This is a genomic window from Desulfitobacterium nosdiversum, assembly GCF_049860565.1.
GTDB lineage: Bacteria > Bacillota > Desulfitobacteriia > Desulfitobacteriales > Desulfitobacteriaceae > Desulfitobacterium_A > Desulfitobacterium_A nosdiversum.
The window spans coordinates 1918806-1935745 of sequence record NZ_CP172056.1 but is presented as its reverse complement, the minus strand read 5'-3'; the positions used below and the strand labels follow the sequence as shown (position 1 = coordinate 1935745).

Here is a 16940-nt window from a genome sequence, read left to right as displayed (position 1 = left end):
AAAACAAGATTCAAGCTTCTTGAAATGGAGGATTTTTCGTGATACTCAAATATGAAGTGACCTTTGATGATTTACTCGATTTTAATCTGTACCACGCCTTTAATTCGCCTACCCTAAAGAAATCTTTAACTACCCAACGCATCTTAATCCCTGTCATCTATTTAGGTTTAGGACTGCTATTTACCTATATAAAGGGATATAAGTCAATATGGTTCTTTTTACCCGCCTTTGCAATACTGTCCATTATAATGGTGTTGCTTTATCCAAGACGCTTTAAAAAGCGTATTAAAAAGAGTATGATAAAATTTTTAAAAGAAGGTGAAAATACAGGGATAATTGGTGAGCAAACCCTGAATATAAGCCCAGAAAATATTATAGAAACAAATCAGTTCAAAGAAACAAAGTCAAAGTGGTCTTCGATTCAAAAGGTTGTTAAGTCTGAAAAAAGCGTACTGATTTATACGAGTCCGGTATCAGGCATTATCATTCCGCTTAGAACTTTTGATAGTAAAGAAAAAACTGACGAGTTCATCCATATGATTGATAATTTCATAAAAGAAGCCAAACAGGACCACGACTAAAAATCGTGGTCCTGTTCTGATTGCGTACTAATTAAAATATTAGCCATCATCTACAATATAGTTAAACGGTATGAGCGTAACTTCTCTTTCCAAATCTAATCCATCACTTGGAAAGACTTTTAATTAATGAATTAGATAATAATTCAAAACTCTCTATCACATTCCTACGCTGTTCTTCTGACATTTGATTAAAAGCCTCAATCTCTGCGATCTTTAGTTTGTCAAGGATTGAGTTTGCAAATAATGTTCCCTTTGCAGTAAATCTAATAATCTTATTTCTACGGTCATTAGTATTTGCTTCTTTAAGTATATACCCATCCTTTTCAAGTCCTGATAATATCTGAGATACAGTCTGTTTAGGTAAAAATAATTTGCTACAAATTTGACTTTGTGTACAATATGGTACTGCATTATTTATTACATATAAGACAAACAAAGTAGTTTCTTGCATACCACGCCTTTTAGCCCAAATATGGTATATATTATTTATTTCAAACCATGAGTTATAATAACTGTCTATCTGTTGATTAATTTTCTCTTTGCTATCCATTTTCCATACACTCTTCCTTTTATAATACCTCTGACAATCATTAATAAATTAATGACTTGCTCCACTTAAATTTAATCCTACAACGCCTAATACAATGAAAAGTATAGATATTACTTTTAATATATTAATACTTTCTTTAAAAACAAATATTCCAATTGCTGATAATACAAATATTCCAACAGCAGACCAAATAGCATACGCTACACTCAAATCTATCTTTTTTAGTGAAATAGAAAAAAAGCTAAAGCATATTATGTATCCTAGAAATGTTCCTACCGTTGGTAATATTTTCGTAAAACCATTAGACATTTTCATCAAGGTTGTTGAGGAAATTTCAAATGCAATTGCCAGAATTAAATAGATCCACTCCATATAAAAAACCTCACTCTACTCATAATATTAGTCCAATTACAGACTAATATTATGGTAGCTTGATTTATTTAATTTGTCAAAAATAATGTAACTACTTATATTTAATCCTTAGTTGCAGCCCCCGAATCCAGAGGCCGCCATAGACGTCGGCCCCTTGAGCCTTCGTATCATTTCAGTACACCAATAAGAAGATTGTGCCGTTAGCTTACTACAGGTCAACTCATAATGTACTTAAGCAAGATTTCACATAATCAACTGGTGCATCCATTCTTATAGCCGTTTCTTCAACTGATAGACCACTGTTTATGAATCGTCTGACAACCATAATCATATTTTCTCCGACTTCAATTATATGCTTATCAGGGTCATAGACCCGAACTACACGTTGTCCCCAAGAATGTTCTACCATAGGATGTACATAGTTAATGTCTGGCATATCATTCATCTTTTGAATAAAACCATCAAAATCGTCTTCTTCAAAATATAACTCTGTTACATTTCCTCCAAAAATAATTTCACTGTCCTGCTTGTTGATAAAAGTTAGCCAAGTATCCTTCGTCTGTAATGCAATACCACCTGATAGCGTTACATTTGCACCAAAATCAACAATAACTTCTAACCCAAGCAATTCATAGTAAAATCGCTTTGCCTTTTCCATATCCGAAACAACTATCAATGGATTTGAGAATTTCATTGTACGCCTCCTTAATGAGATTATAGAGACTTCGAAGCCCATCTAATCTAGTTAATGTCGGAACTCTCCTTAGTTAGCGAACATATCAAAATATATCCAAAAACAATTCCACTTAAAGTGATTACTCTATTATCCATAGTCATAACTTGAAAGAATGGATTAATTCTTATAAAAAATCCAACTTTATCTTGTGCATAAAATGCAACTATTGAATAAAAAAGCATGCTCAAGTCTAATAAAAGTGTTGGCACACCAATAACCAACAGCTTCATCCAATCAATAACCCATTTTCCTTGTTGTTGAAGCTTTCGTAAAAAAGCCGGTATCCCTAAAACTAGCCCAAACAGTATCGGGAATACTGCTGAAACTATATAATATTGGAAAGTATCAGCAATGCTGTATGTTTCTTTCAAAGTTAACTTTAGTTTTAGCCCATACTTAGTTCCCCAATATATAAGTAGCAAAACCACGATTAAAAAAAATAAGTATTGAGCAAACCGTTTTCCTTTGGACATTCTTGCCCCACCTTTCTTCTCTATTAATCGATTCATATGTCTACTTAAATTAAAAATCACTGTAAAGAGATTCTTTTCGGCTGATTTTACATAATGTCCTGAGGGTTCCCGTTGTATCCCAAATTTTCCCACCATCACCAGTTACACAAATCTCTGTTGGGCGATGTGTGCTTCTACGAAGCCCAGCAATCGCTCTTTTTCCGTTGGAGGTATCCACTCCACTAAGCGCGCAGCCGCCATGGGTACCTCCCATTGTTCAATTAAATTTCTACTTGCTCCTGTAATAGCAACATAGTGCTTAATGTATTCGGAAAAAAACTTTGTTCTAAATAAATTGATAATGCTAGTTTCAATTTTAGACTTGTGTTCCGGAACTGCTCCAAACTTAAAAATTATTGAAGTTCTTGCTACATCGGACAATGGGTTGCCAATCGCTGCAGTCATCCAATCAATTACAACTACTTTTTTGTCAGAAATTATGATGTTGTCTGGATGGAAATCCCCATGACAAAGAACATTTCCTTCGGGCAATGCCTTTAGGACTTGGAGCAAATTGCTTTTGACTTGGTCAGTAAGTAACTCAGATTTTGAAATACTGTCACTAACCCGTGATTTTTGAGTAGGGATCTTGGCATTGACAAACGTTTGGATAGCCTTATGTAATTCTGCTAGTTTCTGAGCCTCATTAATTATTTTCCAAGGCCTTGATGATAGAAACTTCATCATGGTTGGTCCATAGACGCGTTCGTAGATAATACCATACCTGCCTTCCAACTCAACAAAACCGTCCACTTCTGGTACTGGCAATCCTTTTTTACAAAGCTCAATGCCCACCTTAAATTCATTATCTACCGCAACCTTTGGGAAACCGGTCCTAAACAACTTTAATATTCTATTGCCTTCCCACTCAAATATCTCAGCAGTTCTTCCTTGTCCAACTAACTTTCCTTTTTGCATTCTCAAACTCCTCAAAAAAACACTTACAAGTACATGTCGCCTAACGTTCTGCGATTCCCGCAGTGTCATAATCACATGCATCTTTTACCAGTTGTGGAAATCGCCTGTTATATGTCGTCCGATACCCCAAAGAATAACTTAATCCTTCTTTAAATGCTTCATATAAAACCAAAAGGTAGAAATCAACAATACCAATACTGAAATAGTGATTTTATTATTGAAATTTGAAGTTTCAAGATTCCAAGATAAATTTTTTACTTCAGGCTTTGGCATTATGACGTTGATGTCGTCGTTAATATATTGATTTAAAATATTGAGATCATTATTTTGCGGATTTACAATAGTGAATTCCTTTAAAATGGTTTGTCCATTTACCTTTTCTCCCTGTTCGGGTATAAATTCTGTTTTTTCCAGAATTACTACCCCTTGTGGAGAAATCGGTTCAACTATTCCCTCTCTTTGGTGTAAAAATAGTAGAACTGTCTTCCCCCATTGATCAAGACGATAATCTATGGAAGTCGTGACACCTTTGTTTTCAGCACCTGGTGTACTAACTATGAATTCTTCTGACTCCTGATTTCCTTTCAGATAATAATGTACCTTCACCTTCCAATGAGTAACCCAGGATGGCATACTCTGAGTCTTTTCTTCCCCAACTAAACCAACAATTTCACCAATCAATATTACATCAGATTTCAGAATTAATTCCTCAGTACTTAACCCCGCCCATGATGCTACAGCGTTATTCGCGAGAACAAATGTAAATAATGACAACACTATTAAAAAAAAGGTTATCTTTCTTTTTCTCATATTTCTACCCCTTGACCCTTTCAGCCTAAACAGTACCATATAACTAATCTCTTACAGCCGGATGTCATATAACGTTGTGTGAATTCCCGAAGTCTACATACTACATTCATATCTTCTCAGATTTAAGGAATTCGCTGTTCGTATTATAGGTTCATAACCAGTTCAATCTGGGTATGGACTTTTTTCTTTTGTGTTCCTTTATACTGAAAGAAAACTGGGTTTAGAACGTACACTCTGTTCGGACCTTGATCCCGTCGTATAAACTGTTCATGCCCTCTTTGACACCAATACTTTGATTGAGCTGGTTGGGCCTTGAGCCCGTATCACAACGCGAACCTAAAGGTGGTTGTTAAAGATGGAACCCAGTAAAAGAGGAGGTTTTTCATGATTGATGTTCCTGTGTTAAGTATTGATGTTTCTAAGTCTAAGAGCGTTGCCTTAATTTTTAAACGTTATCAGGAACCTATGTCTTCGTTTCTTGTCAATTAAACGTTAAAAACTTTTACTTGACATCAATTAGCTGGTTTTATATGACGTAACAGCCTCACTCCAGATTCTGCCACAGTTCATCAGAAAATTTACCATTAGCAACACTTGAAACTGATCCAGTCATGTGAACATGGCCATCCAGATCAATGTCAATTTCAATACTTCCGCCAGGCATATGGACTTTTAACTTATTATCGACTAAACCCAACTTATAGGCAGCACTCGCCGCTGCGCAGCTACTGCTACCGGATGCCAGAGTATAGCCTGCCCCGCGTTCCCAAATCTCTATCTCGATATTATTTCTGTCAATCACCCTAAGTAATTGCATATTAATCCGATTTGGAAACATTGGATGGTTTTCAATAAGTGGGCCGAATTCCTTGGCTAACTCCTCTGAAACTTCATCTAGAGGAATAACGCAGTGTGGATTACCGATGGATGCACATGTTATTCTAACTGATGTATTGCCAAGCTTGAATACTTCATCCACAACTTCTCGACTCTCACCGGCTACTGGTACTGAATCACTCGAAAATGTTACTGTCCCCATATCAACTTTAATCAACTTACCTTTTGGATCTAACAGAGTCACAAGCACTTTGCCGCCTAAAGTATCTAATGTAAAACTTGTTGTATTAATGTAACCTTGATCCAAAAGATATCTTGAAAAAATTCTAATTCCGTTTCCGCTTTTTTCGGCCTCGCTACCGTCGGGGTTAAGTATTTTAAGCTTGATATTATTGCCTTCAATAATTGGTCCATATAGAATTCCGTCAGATCCAACTCCAAAGTTCCGATGACATACAAGTTGGATGTTTTCCTTTGTAAGATTAAATTTTGTTTTATTGGGGTCGATAACTATGTAGTCATTACCTAATGCGTGATATTTACTGAAATCCATCTTTATCAATCTTCCTCCTCTTTTTCATATACACCGGAAACGCCTTCTCCAATAGGCTGTTATGTAAAGTAGCGCGCCCCCAGATTCAGAGCCGATAGGACGTCAGCCCTTTAAAAATGTCACTCACTAATCCTAGCTTTATTAATCACAGATAATCGTAATATAAGACTCCCAATAATTGATATTAATAAATTTTCAACTAAATATGCATCAAATATGATTCTATCGGTCCGAAAATAATCAGCTCTCATTTTTCCAAATTCGATTATAGGTATTATCCCATTTAATACACTTGTAAGAATTAAAACTATTACGCTATCAAATATTGATTTGTTTTGTAAGTTCCTTTTAATTAAAGTAATAGCTATTATTCCTGCTGCAATAACTACTGGATAAAATATATTAACTAAGGCAAATAGTGCGAACATTATTCCAAATGAATCATCATTATTGCTTGCATAATTTGAAAACTTGTATTGAATGCCTAACATTAATAGTACGAAAACATACATAATTATTCTACGGTTACTTTTACTTTTTTCAAGTGCAAAATACTCATCATTTTCTTGCACATCTATATTTACATTACTGTTTTCAAATTCATAAGATTTTTGTTCATATTTAACATTACTGTTTTTTTCATCGGATTTAATTTCTTTCATTCAAATCCTCCAAATACTTATCCGCCGCAGGACGCGGCGATCTTTGCGCGCGATTTTACATAACGTTTCGGGTATTGCGGCAGCGTCCCTACCACATGCATATCCAAAAGTTGCGGCAATACCCTGTTAAGTGAAGTTGGTCGCCCCCAGATTCAGAAGTCACCATGGACGGCGACCCTAGGATCACAAAAAGCATTAAAAAATGAGCTGTGGTCAAATTTTTTTATTATTTTTATCTAAAAGCCAAAAAATCTTTTTCCAATTTAATTGTATCATCGCCAAACTTGTCAAAAAGCTATTGTTTAACAAATTACCATAAACAGCATTATTGCCATTAAACATGTTATTTACGTTAAGGACGATAAAAATAATTATATATACAAAGTTTAATTGAGCTTTCAACTGTACTTCGTCATACATTAGAGCCTCATCTTTGAAGCCCATGAATTTTTCAATAAAAAACCGGTTCATTTTTACACCAAATAATTTATAAAACAATAAAAATACAATTATGCTTAGATATGCAATAACATAATCATTAAGATTTGATTTCGTCATTAATAGCACCGAACCCAATGCGAAAGGCATAATTGAAATTGAAAAAGTCATAAATGTAGAAATTATATTCTTTATCAACATGGCAATGAAAAAAAAACTAATTGCAATTATGAATAAAATACCCCCAACCCGAAATAAGTCGCTATGAATTGTCTCAATTAACAAGGCGCCTGATAGAAAAGCCAGAATATATCTTATTTTGTTATTTCTCAAGTTAAAAGTAAGTATTATTAATTCAATTCCTAATCCCAAGAACACCACGTAAGCTGTTAAATTTAAATACTTGTCTGCATATCCCTCTATATAAAAATAGTTGCGATATAAAACGAAACAAGTAATCGTTAAAATCGCGCCTATAAACATCATGATCCAACGCTCTTTGACAGTGATATTGGGGTTCCATATGTTCCACTTCATATTTGTTACCTCCAGGTCCTTTTTACCTCTCTCCTACCGATTAGTTTCTCGCGGCATGTAAGCACATTCTTTAATCCGCGCCAGGACGGCGCTGCACTTGCGACTAACTTCATTTAACGTCCTGGCAGTTCCCGAAGCGTCATACTACATTCATCTTTTCAAAGTTTTGGGAACTGCCTGTTATCTGATGCCACGGCAAAGACAGCCCTAAAGCGTATATCTCTTAAACCCAGACTTCAGCCGATCTTGCACAGTAAATAATCTTAAACATGCTTGCTTATCCCATTCCAGAAATCATTTAGCCGTCTCCACCAATCTAAAGATACAGGTTCCAAATATTGAGTAAATACCTCTGGGTCTATCTGATTATTTCCGAAGACATTCTGAATAGACTCTAATAATCCAATCGTTGCAGCCTCTTTGACGTAATCATCTCCATCTGTATGAAGCAATTCAACGACTTTAAACACCTCGGTAAATTCAGATATGTTTTTTTGCTTGTATAGTCTTACAAGATGATGAGAAAATTCACCAAGGTCAACGTATAGGAGTTGTTCATCATCTGGCCCATAACTTTCATTCAGATATTCTAACCAATACGATTCAAATGAAGGGCAAGCTTTTAGGAGTAGAGGCATAACTTCTTCTTTTGAAATAATCGTGCATTCCTCCTTAAAAACAATAATTGACCCAGTGGTTTCAGATAACTACCGGATTCTCGCATTTCGCAAATCCCTCTAATCTAGCGGTATTTGCGAAACTGTTTCGTCTATTTTGATTTTAGATCAAGGGATTATTTGGAATATTATTATATTTTCTCTCTAGAGTTATATATTTCCTGCCATTTCGATCATATTTATCCATTACTTGTTAAATAAATTTTTAAAAAAAGGGCCGATGCTCAAACTATCCGGTTTGTAAACATCGGCCTTTTCCCTAAGTTTCTTTCTTTATTCAGCGGATCTATTTTGCTTAACGCAATCATAATCATACGTTCATGACCAACTCAGTTCTTTTCTTTTCCAATGCAGAAATCCATTCTACATGATCGAGTTCTTTACACCCTAATTCAATAGGGCTCTCTCCATATAAACCGTGAAAATCTGACCCCCCGGTAATAAGCAGCTGATATTTTTGAGCATAAGCCATAGCCTGCCGACGGTCTTCTTCATCGTTTTTAGGATGGAAGACTTCTATCCCCTTTAAGCCCAATTCGACCCACTCATCAATAGCCGCAAAGTTATTAAACTGACCTGGATGAGCCAGAACAGGAATCCCCCCTGCTTCTATAACTGCTTTAATTGCCTCAGCAACACTGACATAAATTAAGGGGACATAAGCAATTCCGGAATTTTTTGCATTATCGCCTCGCCGAAAAAGCTTTTTATAAAGATCCCCATAAATACAGTCACAATACCCTTTATCCATTAAAGCGTGCATAATATGCTGCTTATATACCCCTGTTCTTCCGCGATATTTTTGAACATCCTCCCAGGGAATCGTATACCCCGCTTTATTTATCCTTGAAACCATTTCATGCGAAGCTTCATTCCTGCTCTGAACCAGATGATCACAAAGCTGCTTTAAGGATGGATGCTCAGGTTCCACAAACAAGCCCAGAATATGTGCCCGACAATTTCGGCGGTAGTCAAACGCCGAAATTTCAATCCCTGGAATGATCCCAACACCTATCTCTTTACCCAATTGAAGCGCTTCGTTTAGTCCTAACGTGGTGTCGTGATCCGTAATGGCCAGATCGGTTATCCCTTCTTCCTTGGCTAAGTTCAGAACCTCTCTGATACTCATTGAATTATCGGATACGTTGGTATGGACATGCAGATCAATCACTTTTTTCCACCTCGATCATAAAGCTAATCCCATGCTGTTGAAACCCAAGCCGCTCATAAAATTGGTGAGCTTGGGTTCTTTTTTTATTGCTCGAAAGCATTAACTTATAACAATTTTCTTTAGCCGCCTGTTCCACCATATGCTGCATTAAGAGATGCCCAATCCCTTTTCCCCGATATTCGGAACGGATAATCATACTTTCCGCGACAGCTAATCCAGCCCCGTGATGACCTAAATTATCCAGAAGGATGAGACTGCACGTTCCGATAATTTGCTCCTCATCGACGGCAACAAAAACCTTGTAGTACGGATATTCCTTGAATTTATCCCATATTTTCCGGGCTGAAGTTTGATCCAGACATGCTTCTTGATCCATTTCACTCAATATCTCCAGAATTTCCGGAAGATCCTTCTCTATAGCTTCTCTGATCAGCATACACTATCAACCCGTTCATCATTCATCTCAAAATAATCAGACTGATAGACTATTTTCCCTCCGACCATCGTTTGCCGAATGATGGGATAGCCTTCATGCAATTTAATGACGATGAGATCAGCGTACTTTCCTGCCTCAAGCGTTCCAACATTATGATCAATGCCTAAAGCTTTAGCCGGATTCAGAGTCGCCATTTTAACCGCTTCCGTCAGTTTGACCTTCTCCTGAGCTAAATGAAAGATTGCGGGAACGATAGCACTCGGTAAATAATCAGAACAAATAATATCCGCCGCATGATGATTAATCGCATCAATAGCCCGCATGTTATTGCTGTGTGACTTGCCCCGGATGATATTGGGAGCTCCAACGCAAACCGACATTCCCTTCGACATCGCATACTCCGCGATTTCAAGGTTGATGGGAAATTCACTGATTACACCTTCGCAGGCCACCAGTGTTTCGATCTTATCTTTGGTATCATCATCATGAGATGCGAGATGGATTCCGTTTTTTCCCGCCGATTTAGCCAAAGAAATGAGTTTATTCCAGTTAATTTTTTGCTGAGACTCTACCGATTTATCGAAAAAAGCTTCCAATTCCTTTTCTTCATCAACACCATACGCTTTAACAAAATCTTTGTAGGCTGCCTTATCTCTGAACTGGCCCTGCCCCGGTGTGTGATCCATATAGGACATAAAATCGATTTGCTTTTCACGGATCATCTTTTCAAGAATTTTAATGCCCTCCAGGAAGGTCACCTCATAGCGAAGATGAATTTTATGGTTAATCATGGCCCGCTGTTTTTTAAACTGATTAATCTTCTGAATAATATTAACAACCATCCCCTGTTCCCGGACCCCCCATTCATCACTTAAGGTGAGGGAATGATACATTGTTGTAATTCCGCTGGTCGCAAGTTTTTTCTCCAACTCGAAAAATGCCATATGCACAGGAAAAAGAGTATTGGGTCTGGGCTGCATTTCCTTCTCAAGAGCATCACAGTGCATATCGATTATTCCCGGCATGATATAACAATCTTGAGCATCAATAACTTGATCCTCCGGCAGAACGGATGTTTTCTGAAAACCGCCTTCGACTATTTCCGCGATACGGCCCTCTTCAATCACAATCTGCCCCTTAATGACCGTATTGGGCAGAACGATATGCCCATTTTTAATCAATGTCTTCGATTTCATAATTCACCCCAAAATCAATGTAAATTAGCTTCGTAGGTCAAACCCTATTGATGAAGTTTAGCTTTCATTTGGACAGAAATTAACTCAAGGACAATAGCGCATGCCAGAATTAAATACGTAATCATGCCTACTTCCTGAAGATCAAAATAAAATCCACTGGCCATAAACAGATCAAACCCGATTCCGGCAGCTCCTGCAGCGGCACCCATTGCTACGGCATTTCCAAAGTTTATTTCAAACCTTAAGAAAATCCAGGAAAGCAAATAAGTGCTTGCTGAAGGAATGACGGCCTGAAAAACAATTTGCCACCAATTGGCTCCACTTGCCTTTAAGGCTTCAATTACGCTTCGATCGAGGTCTTCAAAGGACTCTGAAAAGGCCTTGGTCAGGTAACTCACGGAGTGGAAGGTCATGCCGATGATGGCAGCGGCACTCCCTAACCCGGCGGCTACGGCAAATATCAAAACCCATAAAATTGTGGGAACTGCGCGTATAAAGGCGATAAAACCTTTAACGATATTCGTTACATATTTAGACGTTAAATTTTGGGCTGCCAGCAATCCCAAAAATAAGGCGATGATCGCGCCATACAGAGTCGTTAAAAAAGCCAAACCCAATGTTACCCAAACTTCATAGATCGCTTCCAGCCAAGTAAAGCGATGAGATAAGGGGTGTAAAAGCATCAGGTTAAAATTGTGAAACGTATCGGCAATTCCTTTAACGATATTTATATTTTGATTATCCATCGACCCAAGAGCGTATACCGTTATGACCAAAAGAGCAAGGAGCACACTCCACATAGCAATCGACGCCTTGTTTAGGGGCTTTTTAGCGTAAACACTAAACATATAATCATCTGTCTCTGTTTTCGCCCATCCTTTTATTGATTCCTGAAATTCCATCACAAAATCACCCTTCGGATTTTATTGGATAACGATTCAATCAGGATTACGGTAATTACAATCAGAATCACCGTTAAACTTGCCGAATGATAATCCAATCTCTTGTAATACATATCAAAAGAAAATCCAATACCCGTTCCCGTAAGAATTCCAACCAAGGTCGCATCGCGGATATTCGTTTCAATCATGTAGAGAAGCCAGCTGATCATCTGGGGCATGCTTGAAGGAAGTACGGATTGAAAAATAATATGCGAATACCTGGCACCCGTTGCTTGTAAAGCTTCCACAGAATTATGGCTCACCTCATCAATCGTTTCGATAAAAGACCGAGTGAGAAATCCTACAGAACCAAAAAACAGGGCTAAGTAACCCGTTAAGGCACTTTGACTAAAGGCCAGCATTAAAACCATGGCCCAGGCCACAAGGGGGACATTTCGGAAAAAGGAAGCTATCCCGCGGCTGAGAATACTAAAAAAAGAATTGCTTCGCGTTGTTCTCGAACCCACTAAGGCAAGCATCAGGGCAAAAGCGGAAGCAATCGTCGTTGCGGCGACCGACATTAACACGGTTTCCTTCAATTTTTGAAAAATATCAGGGAGCTTTATCATTGACTTGGCATCAGGGTAAAAGTTGCTGACTCCCCAGTTTAAGGCTTCCCCGAAACTCAAAAACCCCTTCACGACATCATAATGCGTAATAATGACGGAACCAACGGTCAGTATGGCCAGCAGCGAAAAAAAAACTAAACTTTCATTTCTTCGCTGCGCAAAAATATCCCTATGCATATTTTTCTCCCAACTTAATGAGTAATTCACCCGACTCAGAGCCATAAATATCGGCTATTTTCTCATCCGTAAGTTGATCCGGCGATCCGTCGTAAACCACTTTTCCCTTGTTAATGCCGATAATTCGGTCAGAATATCTCAGGGCGGCTTCAACCTGATGAAGATTAACGATGACGGTTATCCCCATCTCAGTGCAAATGTCGCGCAAATGATCCATGATAATTTTGGAGGCATTCGGGTCCAGGGAAGCGATGGGTTCATCACATAAAATCATTTTTGGATTCTGCACCAAGGCCCGGGCGATTCCTACACGCTGCTTTTGTCCGCCGCTTAATTGATCACAGCGCTTATAGACATGGTCATTAAGCCCCAAGGTTTCAATAATCTTAAAGCTTTGCTTCTTTTCTTCAGGAGTATAACGGCCAAGAATTCCTGCCAAGGTTGATTTATATCCCAATCTGCCATGGAGTACGTTTTCGATAACCGTTAGACGATCCACTAAATTGTAATGCTGAAAGATCATGCCGATCTTCGTTCTCAGTTTTCTGAGGTCTCTCTTTCCGAGTACGGATATATTTTCACCTTCAAAGAAAACTTCTCCCGCTGTAACTTCAATCATTCGGTTGATACAGCGCAAAAGAGTGGACTTGCCCGCTCCTGAAGGACCGATAATGGCGACAAACTCACCTTTTTCCACCGAAAAGGACACGTTTTCAAGGGCCGAGGTTTGCGAATTATACTCTTTTGAGACGTTTTTAATTTCTAACAACGTCATAAATCTTCTTCCTTTACTTAGAGGGGCAGGCTTACGAATCTCGCCTTCCCCTCTCTTGATTAACTCTCAGCTTATTAAGCCTGAGCCTGTATACTAAGCAGGGTTTTAGTTATTTAAGGTCGCGGATCGGTTGATACCAGGAATCATCTACCTTAAGAAAATGCTGAGGCTGGTTGAAAAATCCTTTCGTTTTGGAATCTTTAGGAATGAAAATCTTAGTATCTTGTGTTGTCGTATCCGAGGTTAGTGCAGCCGTTAATTTTTCAACTGTTTGTTGAGTCAAGGCACCCGTATTGACCATGATCGGACCATTCATGACCGGAATTGGCTTAATAAGCGTAAATTGCGCGCCCGCAAGTTTGTCAAAAGGAGCAGTCGCATTATTTTTAACGGTATATACCGCTCCCTCCGTGTTTTCTTTGCCAGACGTCAGATCAACATAACTGACAAGATCCACATCGTCAATTGCTGCAACGTCCACTTTATCGGTTAAGAGGTTAACCGCATTTCCCTGATGAGATCCTCCAAAGGTCACTTGACTGAAGAACTTTCCATTTCCTCCTTGAGTCAGATCATCCTTGGTCAAGTTTTTCCACTTATCTTGTTTCGTGAAAGTCGATAGAATTTGACTCGTGGGTACTGCAAAACCGGAAGTTGAGCTTGGGGAAACAAAACCCATTCTCTTGCCTGCAATATTGTCAATGGAAAAACCCGAGCCTGATTGATATTGGCTTTCATTGCCCTTCTTAACGGCAAAACGGCTATAATACATAGCATCGCTTAAGGTTCCGGAGTTACCGCTATTCACAACCAAGGGCAAAACCTTAGGATTTTTGTTATGAGCTTCAACATACTGCTGCGCTCCGACGAAAGCAAGTTGGGCATCCCCTTTACTTACCGCTTCAATGACGATGGCATAGTCAGTCGTTAATTTATCTTCCACTTTTTTGCCTGTGGCATCTGCGATGACCTTATCAATGGCAGCACGGGTATCTTTGAAATCCTCTCCGGCATTATTGGGCAACCAGGCAATCGTAATCGTATCGGGATCTTTAGCTGCTGCAGCAGTTGTTGACGAGGTGGTTCCGCAACCGGCGAGAAGAAGGGCTGAAATAACTCCGAGAGCCAGCACAGATAACGCAATCTTTTTCATAGAATAACTCCTTTCTATTTGAGAAGCTTTATATGTTCCTCCATCATTCTTCTAAGAGAACAAATGGAAGTTAATTTTTTGAATTTGAACTTTTACTTTTTGAACTCAGCCGGATGATCTTTTCTTTGTTTTTAGCCATCAGTCGGCCTTCCTGCATGACATATTCACGGGTACAAAGGTTCTCCATAAACTCAAGGTCATGAAATATTCCCAGCATGGTTGTCCCTTCCCGCATTAGCTGCTCAATAAGGGCTTTTACTTTTAACTTTGACTGGACATCCAAACTCGCGGTCGGTTCATCCAAAAGCAGCAATCGAGGGTGTTTGACCATAGCCCGTGCCAAATTGAGGCGCAATTTTTCACCCCCGGAAAATGTATTCGGATAGCTGTCCCATAGCTCTTGATCCAGTTCAAAATGGTCAAGCATTTTGACGGCTTCCTTTTTCGCCTGCTCTTCTGTCTGTCCGATTTCCAGTACAGCTTGTTTAACAAGATCTCTGGCCGTAATACGAGGCATCACATTCAAGAATTGAGCCACATAGCCGATTTCTTTCTTTCTTAAATAAATCATCATGCGTTCTGAAAGCTTTGCAAGATTGACCCGGCCAAACTCCTTCGAGTTATACCAGATCTCTCCATATTCCGGAGCATAAGTTCGGTAAATGCATTTAAAGACCGTCGTTTTGCCGCTTCCGCTCTTTCCGGTGATTCCAACAAATTCCCCTTGGTTCACCGTAAAATTAATATCCTGAAGCGCTCCGATATGCTTATTTAAACTATGAATCGTAAAAGATTTCGATAAATTTTCGGTTACAAGGATTTCTTCCATTTATTCACCTGCTTTATCATACTTGCTTACAAATTCATGGATGGGAAGATAAAAATCGGCAAGTCTCTCCTTCAAAGTTTCATGAGACCAGTTCCACCACTGAATTCGCTCAAGTTTTTTGACCGTATCCTCTGGAAACCGTTTCTTGATCGGTTTGGCCGGTACTCCGACAACGACGGTATAGGGCTCGACATCATGGGTTACTATGGCGCCGCTGCCTACGACTGCACCGCGTCCAATGTTCACGCCTGGCATGATGACTGAGCTGTGACCGATCCACGTATCATGCCCAATCAAGATTTTCTGTTCTGCTCTCCATTGAAAAAATTCTTCATCATCCGTTTCCGCAAAACCATATTGAACACGGCGGTAGGTGAAATGATGCAAGCTCGGTCTTTGCATCGGATGATCTACCGGACCGATTCTGACCATCGCCGCAATATTGGAAAACTTACCGATGTCAGCATTTTGCAGAATGCAAAATTCACCCGTATACGAATAATCCCCCAACAGAACATTCTCCAACGTATTAAATTTTCCGACCTCTGTGTACTCCCCTAATGTCGTATGGGTTAAACTACTGTTCTCCTGAATCACAGGTTCCCGTCCCAACCGTTTTATCATGTTCTCCCTCCCGTAATGGTTTAATTGAACTAGAGCAAGGATTGGACTAACTCCTGAGTATAGGCTTCTTGAGGGTCTTCCAAAATTTGATCGGTTAAGCCCTGTTCAATAATTTTGCCATCCAGCATCACGAGGGTTCGATCCGCCAGCATACGTATTACTCCTAAATCGTGCGATACAATCACCATACTGATTTTCATTTCCCGCTGAAGGGTTTTGATCAAATCCAAAACACTCGCTTGTACTGATAAATCCAAGCCTGTGGTGACTTCATCCAAGAGAAGGAGAGGCGGATTGTTGGCTAAAGCCTTAGCAATCTGTACCCGTTGCTGCATCCCTCCCGAGAAATTTCTTGGGGCTTCCTTGATCCGGTAAAGGGGGATATTAACATGGCTCAGCAATTTTTTGCCCCTTGCTTCCATTTGGCTCACGTTTCTGTAACCCGCGGCAATCAGCTTTTCCGCAATATTGCCAATGGAGGAAAAACTCATTTTTAAGCTTGAAGCCGGATTTTGGTACACTTTCCCCAGAATATGATTTCTTATGAAGCTTCTTTGCTGGGAGGAAGCGTTAAAAATATTCATTTGTCCGTCTTTAAAGGAACGAATCCTGGCCTCACCGCTTGTGGGTTCAAGATCGAAATATAAGCATTGCATCATCGTCGATTTTCCGCTTCCGCTTTCGCCGACAACCCCTAATATTTCTCCCTTATAAACCTCAAAGAATAGGTCTTGACAGGCATAGACGGTTCCACAGCTTGGGCAATAATTTTTGATCAGCTGTTTTCCTTGTAAATCCTTGCAATCCGAACATCCCGGGCCATATTGTTTACTTAAATGGGATACCGAAAAAAGAGGCTGTTCATCATCGTACATGCTCATTTCCC

21 protein-coding genes are annotated in these 16940 nt (G+C 39.1%); 1 reads left to right on the top strand and 20 read right to left on the bottom strand.

Annotated features, from left to right (window positions below; translation table 11 throughout):
- The first annotated feature begins 38 nt into the window (after positions 1-38).
- Entirely contained in the window at positions 39-581 is a 543-nt protein-coding gene (locus ACHOLT_RS09215) for a YcxB family protein (RefSeq protein ID WP_425807455.1), read from the top strand.
- A gap of 103 nt (positions 582-684) precedes the next feature.
- Here ACHOLT_RS09215 and ACHOLT_RS09210 read toward each other — a convergent pair whose 3' ends face one another.
- The 20 genes from ACHOLT_RS09210 to ACHOLT_RS09115 all read right to left on the bottom strand — a co-directional run bounded on the left by ACHOLT_RS09210 (position 685) and on the right by ACHOLT_RS09115 (position 16929).
- Positions 685-1131, bottom strand: coding sequence for a MarR family winged helix-turn-helix transcriptional regulator (locus ACHOLT_RS09210; RefSeq protein WP_425807454.1), 447 nt, complete (start codon positions 1129-1131; stop codon positions 685-687).
- A gap of 48 nt (positions 1132-1179) precedes the next feature.
- On the bottom strand, positions 1180-1503 hold the full coding sequence (locus ACHOLT_RS09205; protein ID WP_425807452.1) for a DMT family transporter: 324 nt from the start codon (positions 1501-1503) through the stop codon (positions 1180-1182).
- Between the two features lie 220 nt (positions 1504-1723).
- The gene (locus ACHOLT_RS09200; protein WP_425807449.1) at positions 1724-2197 is read right to left on the bottom strand and encodes a VOC family protein; all 474 of its coding nucleotides are present in this window, start codon (positions 2195-2197) and stop codon (positions 1724-1726) included.
- 47 nt (positions 2198-2244) lie between these two features.
- Positions 2245-2712, bottom strand: coding sequence for a hypothetical protein (locus ACHOLT_RS09195; protein WP_425807448.1), 468 nt, complete (start codon positions 2710-2712; stop codon positions 2245-2247).
- 141 nt (positions 2713-2853) lie between these two features.
- Positions 2854-3669: a phosphotransferase family protein gene (locus tag ACHOLT_RS09190; protein WP_425807446.1), complete on the bottom strand. Its 816-nt coding sequence runs from the start codon at positions 3667-3669 to the stop codon at positions 2854-2856.
- Positions 3670-3807: 138 nt separating this feature from the next.
- Positions 3808-4479 (bottom strand): hypothetical protein, encoded by a 672-nt coding sequence (locus tag ACHOLT_RS09185; RefSeq protein WP_425807444.1) that lies wholly within the window; start codon positions 4477-4479, stop codon positions 3808-3810.
- Positions 4480-5023: 544 nt separating this feature from the next.
- Entirely contained in the window at positions 5024-5869 is an 846-nt protein-coding gene (gene dapF, locus ACHOLT_RS09180; protein WP_425807442.1) for a diaminopimelate epimerase, read from the bottom strand.
- 119 nt (positions 5870-5988) lie between these two features.
- Entirely contained in the window at positions 5989-6531 is a 543-nt protein-coding gene (locus ACHOLT_RS09175) for a hypothetical protein (RefSeq protein ID WP_425807441.1), read from the bottom strand.
- 213 nt (positions 6532-6744) lie between these two features.
- Entirely contained in the window at positions 6745-7506 is a 762-nt protein-coding gene (locus tag ACHOLT_RS09170) for a hypothetical protein (protein WP_425807439.1), read from the bottom strand.
- 263 nt (positions 7507-7769) lie between these two features.
- Entirely contained in the window at positions 7770-8144 is a 375-nt protein-coding gene (locus ACHOLT_RS09165) for a DUF7674 family protein (protein WP_425807437.1), read from the bottom strand.
- 349 nt (positions 8145-8493) lie between these two features.
- Positions 8494-9354 carry a PHP domain-containing protein gene (locus ACHOLT_RS09160; protein ID WP_425807436.1) on the bottom strand — a complete coding sequence of 287 codons (861 nt, stop codon included), beginning with the start codon at positions 9352-9354 and terminating at the stop codon, positions 8494-8496.
- Positions 9347-9790 (bottom strand): GNAT family N-acetyltransferase, encoded by a 444-nt coding sequence (locus ACHOLT_RS09155; RefSeq protein ID WP_425807435.1) that lies wholly within the window; start codon positions 9788-9790, stop codon positions 9347-9349. Before ACHOLT_RS09155 ends, ACHOLT_RS09160 begins: the two co-directional genes overlap by 8 nt.
- Positions 9784-10986 carry an alpha-D-ribose 1-methylphosphonate 5-triphosphate diphosphatase gene (locus tag ACHOLT_RS09150; protein WP_425807432.1) on the bottom strand — a complete coding sequence of 401 codons (1203 nt, stop codon included), beginning with the start codon at positions 10984-10986 and terminating at the stop codon, positions 9784-9786. The genes ACHOLT_RS09155 and ACHOLT_RS09150 overlap by 7 nt, the downstream gene beginning before the upstream one ends.
- Before the next feature lie 44 nt (positions 10987-11030).
- Positions 11031-11888 (bottom strand): PhnE/PtxC family ABC transporter permease, encoded by an 858-nt coding sequence (locus tag ACHOLT_RS09145; RefSeq protein ID WP_425807967.1) that lies wholly within the window; start codon positions 11886-11888, stop codon positions 11031-11033.
- Positions 11888-12673, bottom strand: coding sequence for a PhnE/PtxC family ABC transporter permease (locus ACHOLT_RS09140; RefSeq protein WP_425807430.1), 786 nt, complete (start codon positions 12671-12673; stop codon positions 11888-11890). The genes ACHOLT_RS09145 and ACHOLT_RS09140 overlap by 1 nt, the downstream gene beginning before the upstream one ends.
- On the bottom strand, positions 12666-13448 hold the full coding sequence (gene phnC / locus ACHOLT_RS09135; protein ID WP_425807428.1) for a phosphonate ABC transporter ATP-binding protein: 783 nt from the start codon (positions 13446-13448) through the stop codon (positions 12666-12668). Before phnC ends, ACHOLT_RS09140 begins: the two co-directional genes overlap by 8 nt.
- 109 nt (positions 13449-13557) lie before the next feature.
- Positions 13558-14601, bottom strand: coding sequence for a phosphate/phosphite/phosphonate ABC transporter substrate-binding protein (locus ACHOLT_RS09130; RefSeq protein WP_425807427.1), 1044 nt, complete (start codon positions 14599-14601; stop codon positions 13558-13560).
- Positions 14602-14671: 70 nt separating this feature from the next.
- Positions 14672-15430, bottom strand: a complete 759-nt coding sequence (locus ACHOLT_RS09125; protein WP_425807425.1) for a phosphonate C-P lyase system protein PhnL — start codon at positions 15428-15430, stop codon at positions 14672-14674.
- Positions 15431-16054, bottom strand: coding sequence for a DapH/DapD/GlmU-related protein (locus tag ACHOLT_RS09120; RefSeq protein WP_425807424.1), 624 nt, complete (start codon positions 16052-16054; stop codon positions 15431-15433).
- A 29-nt stretch (positions 16055-16083) separates the two neighbouring features.
- Positions 16084-16929, bottom strand: a complete 846-nt coding sequence (locus tag ACHOLT_RS09115; protein WP_425807965.1) for an ATP-binding cassette domain-containing protein — start codon at positions 16927-16929, stop codon at positions 16084-16086.
- Positions 16930-16940 lie beyond the last annotated feature (11 nt).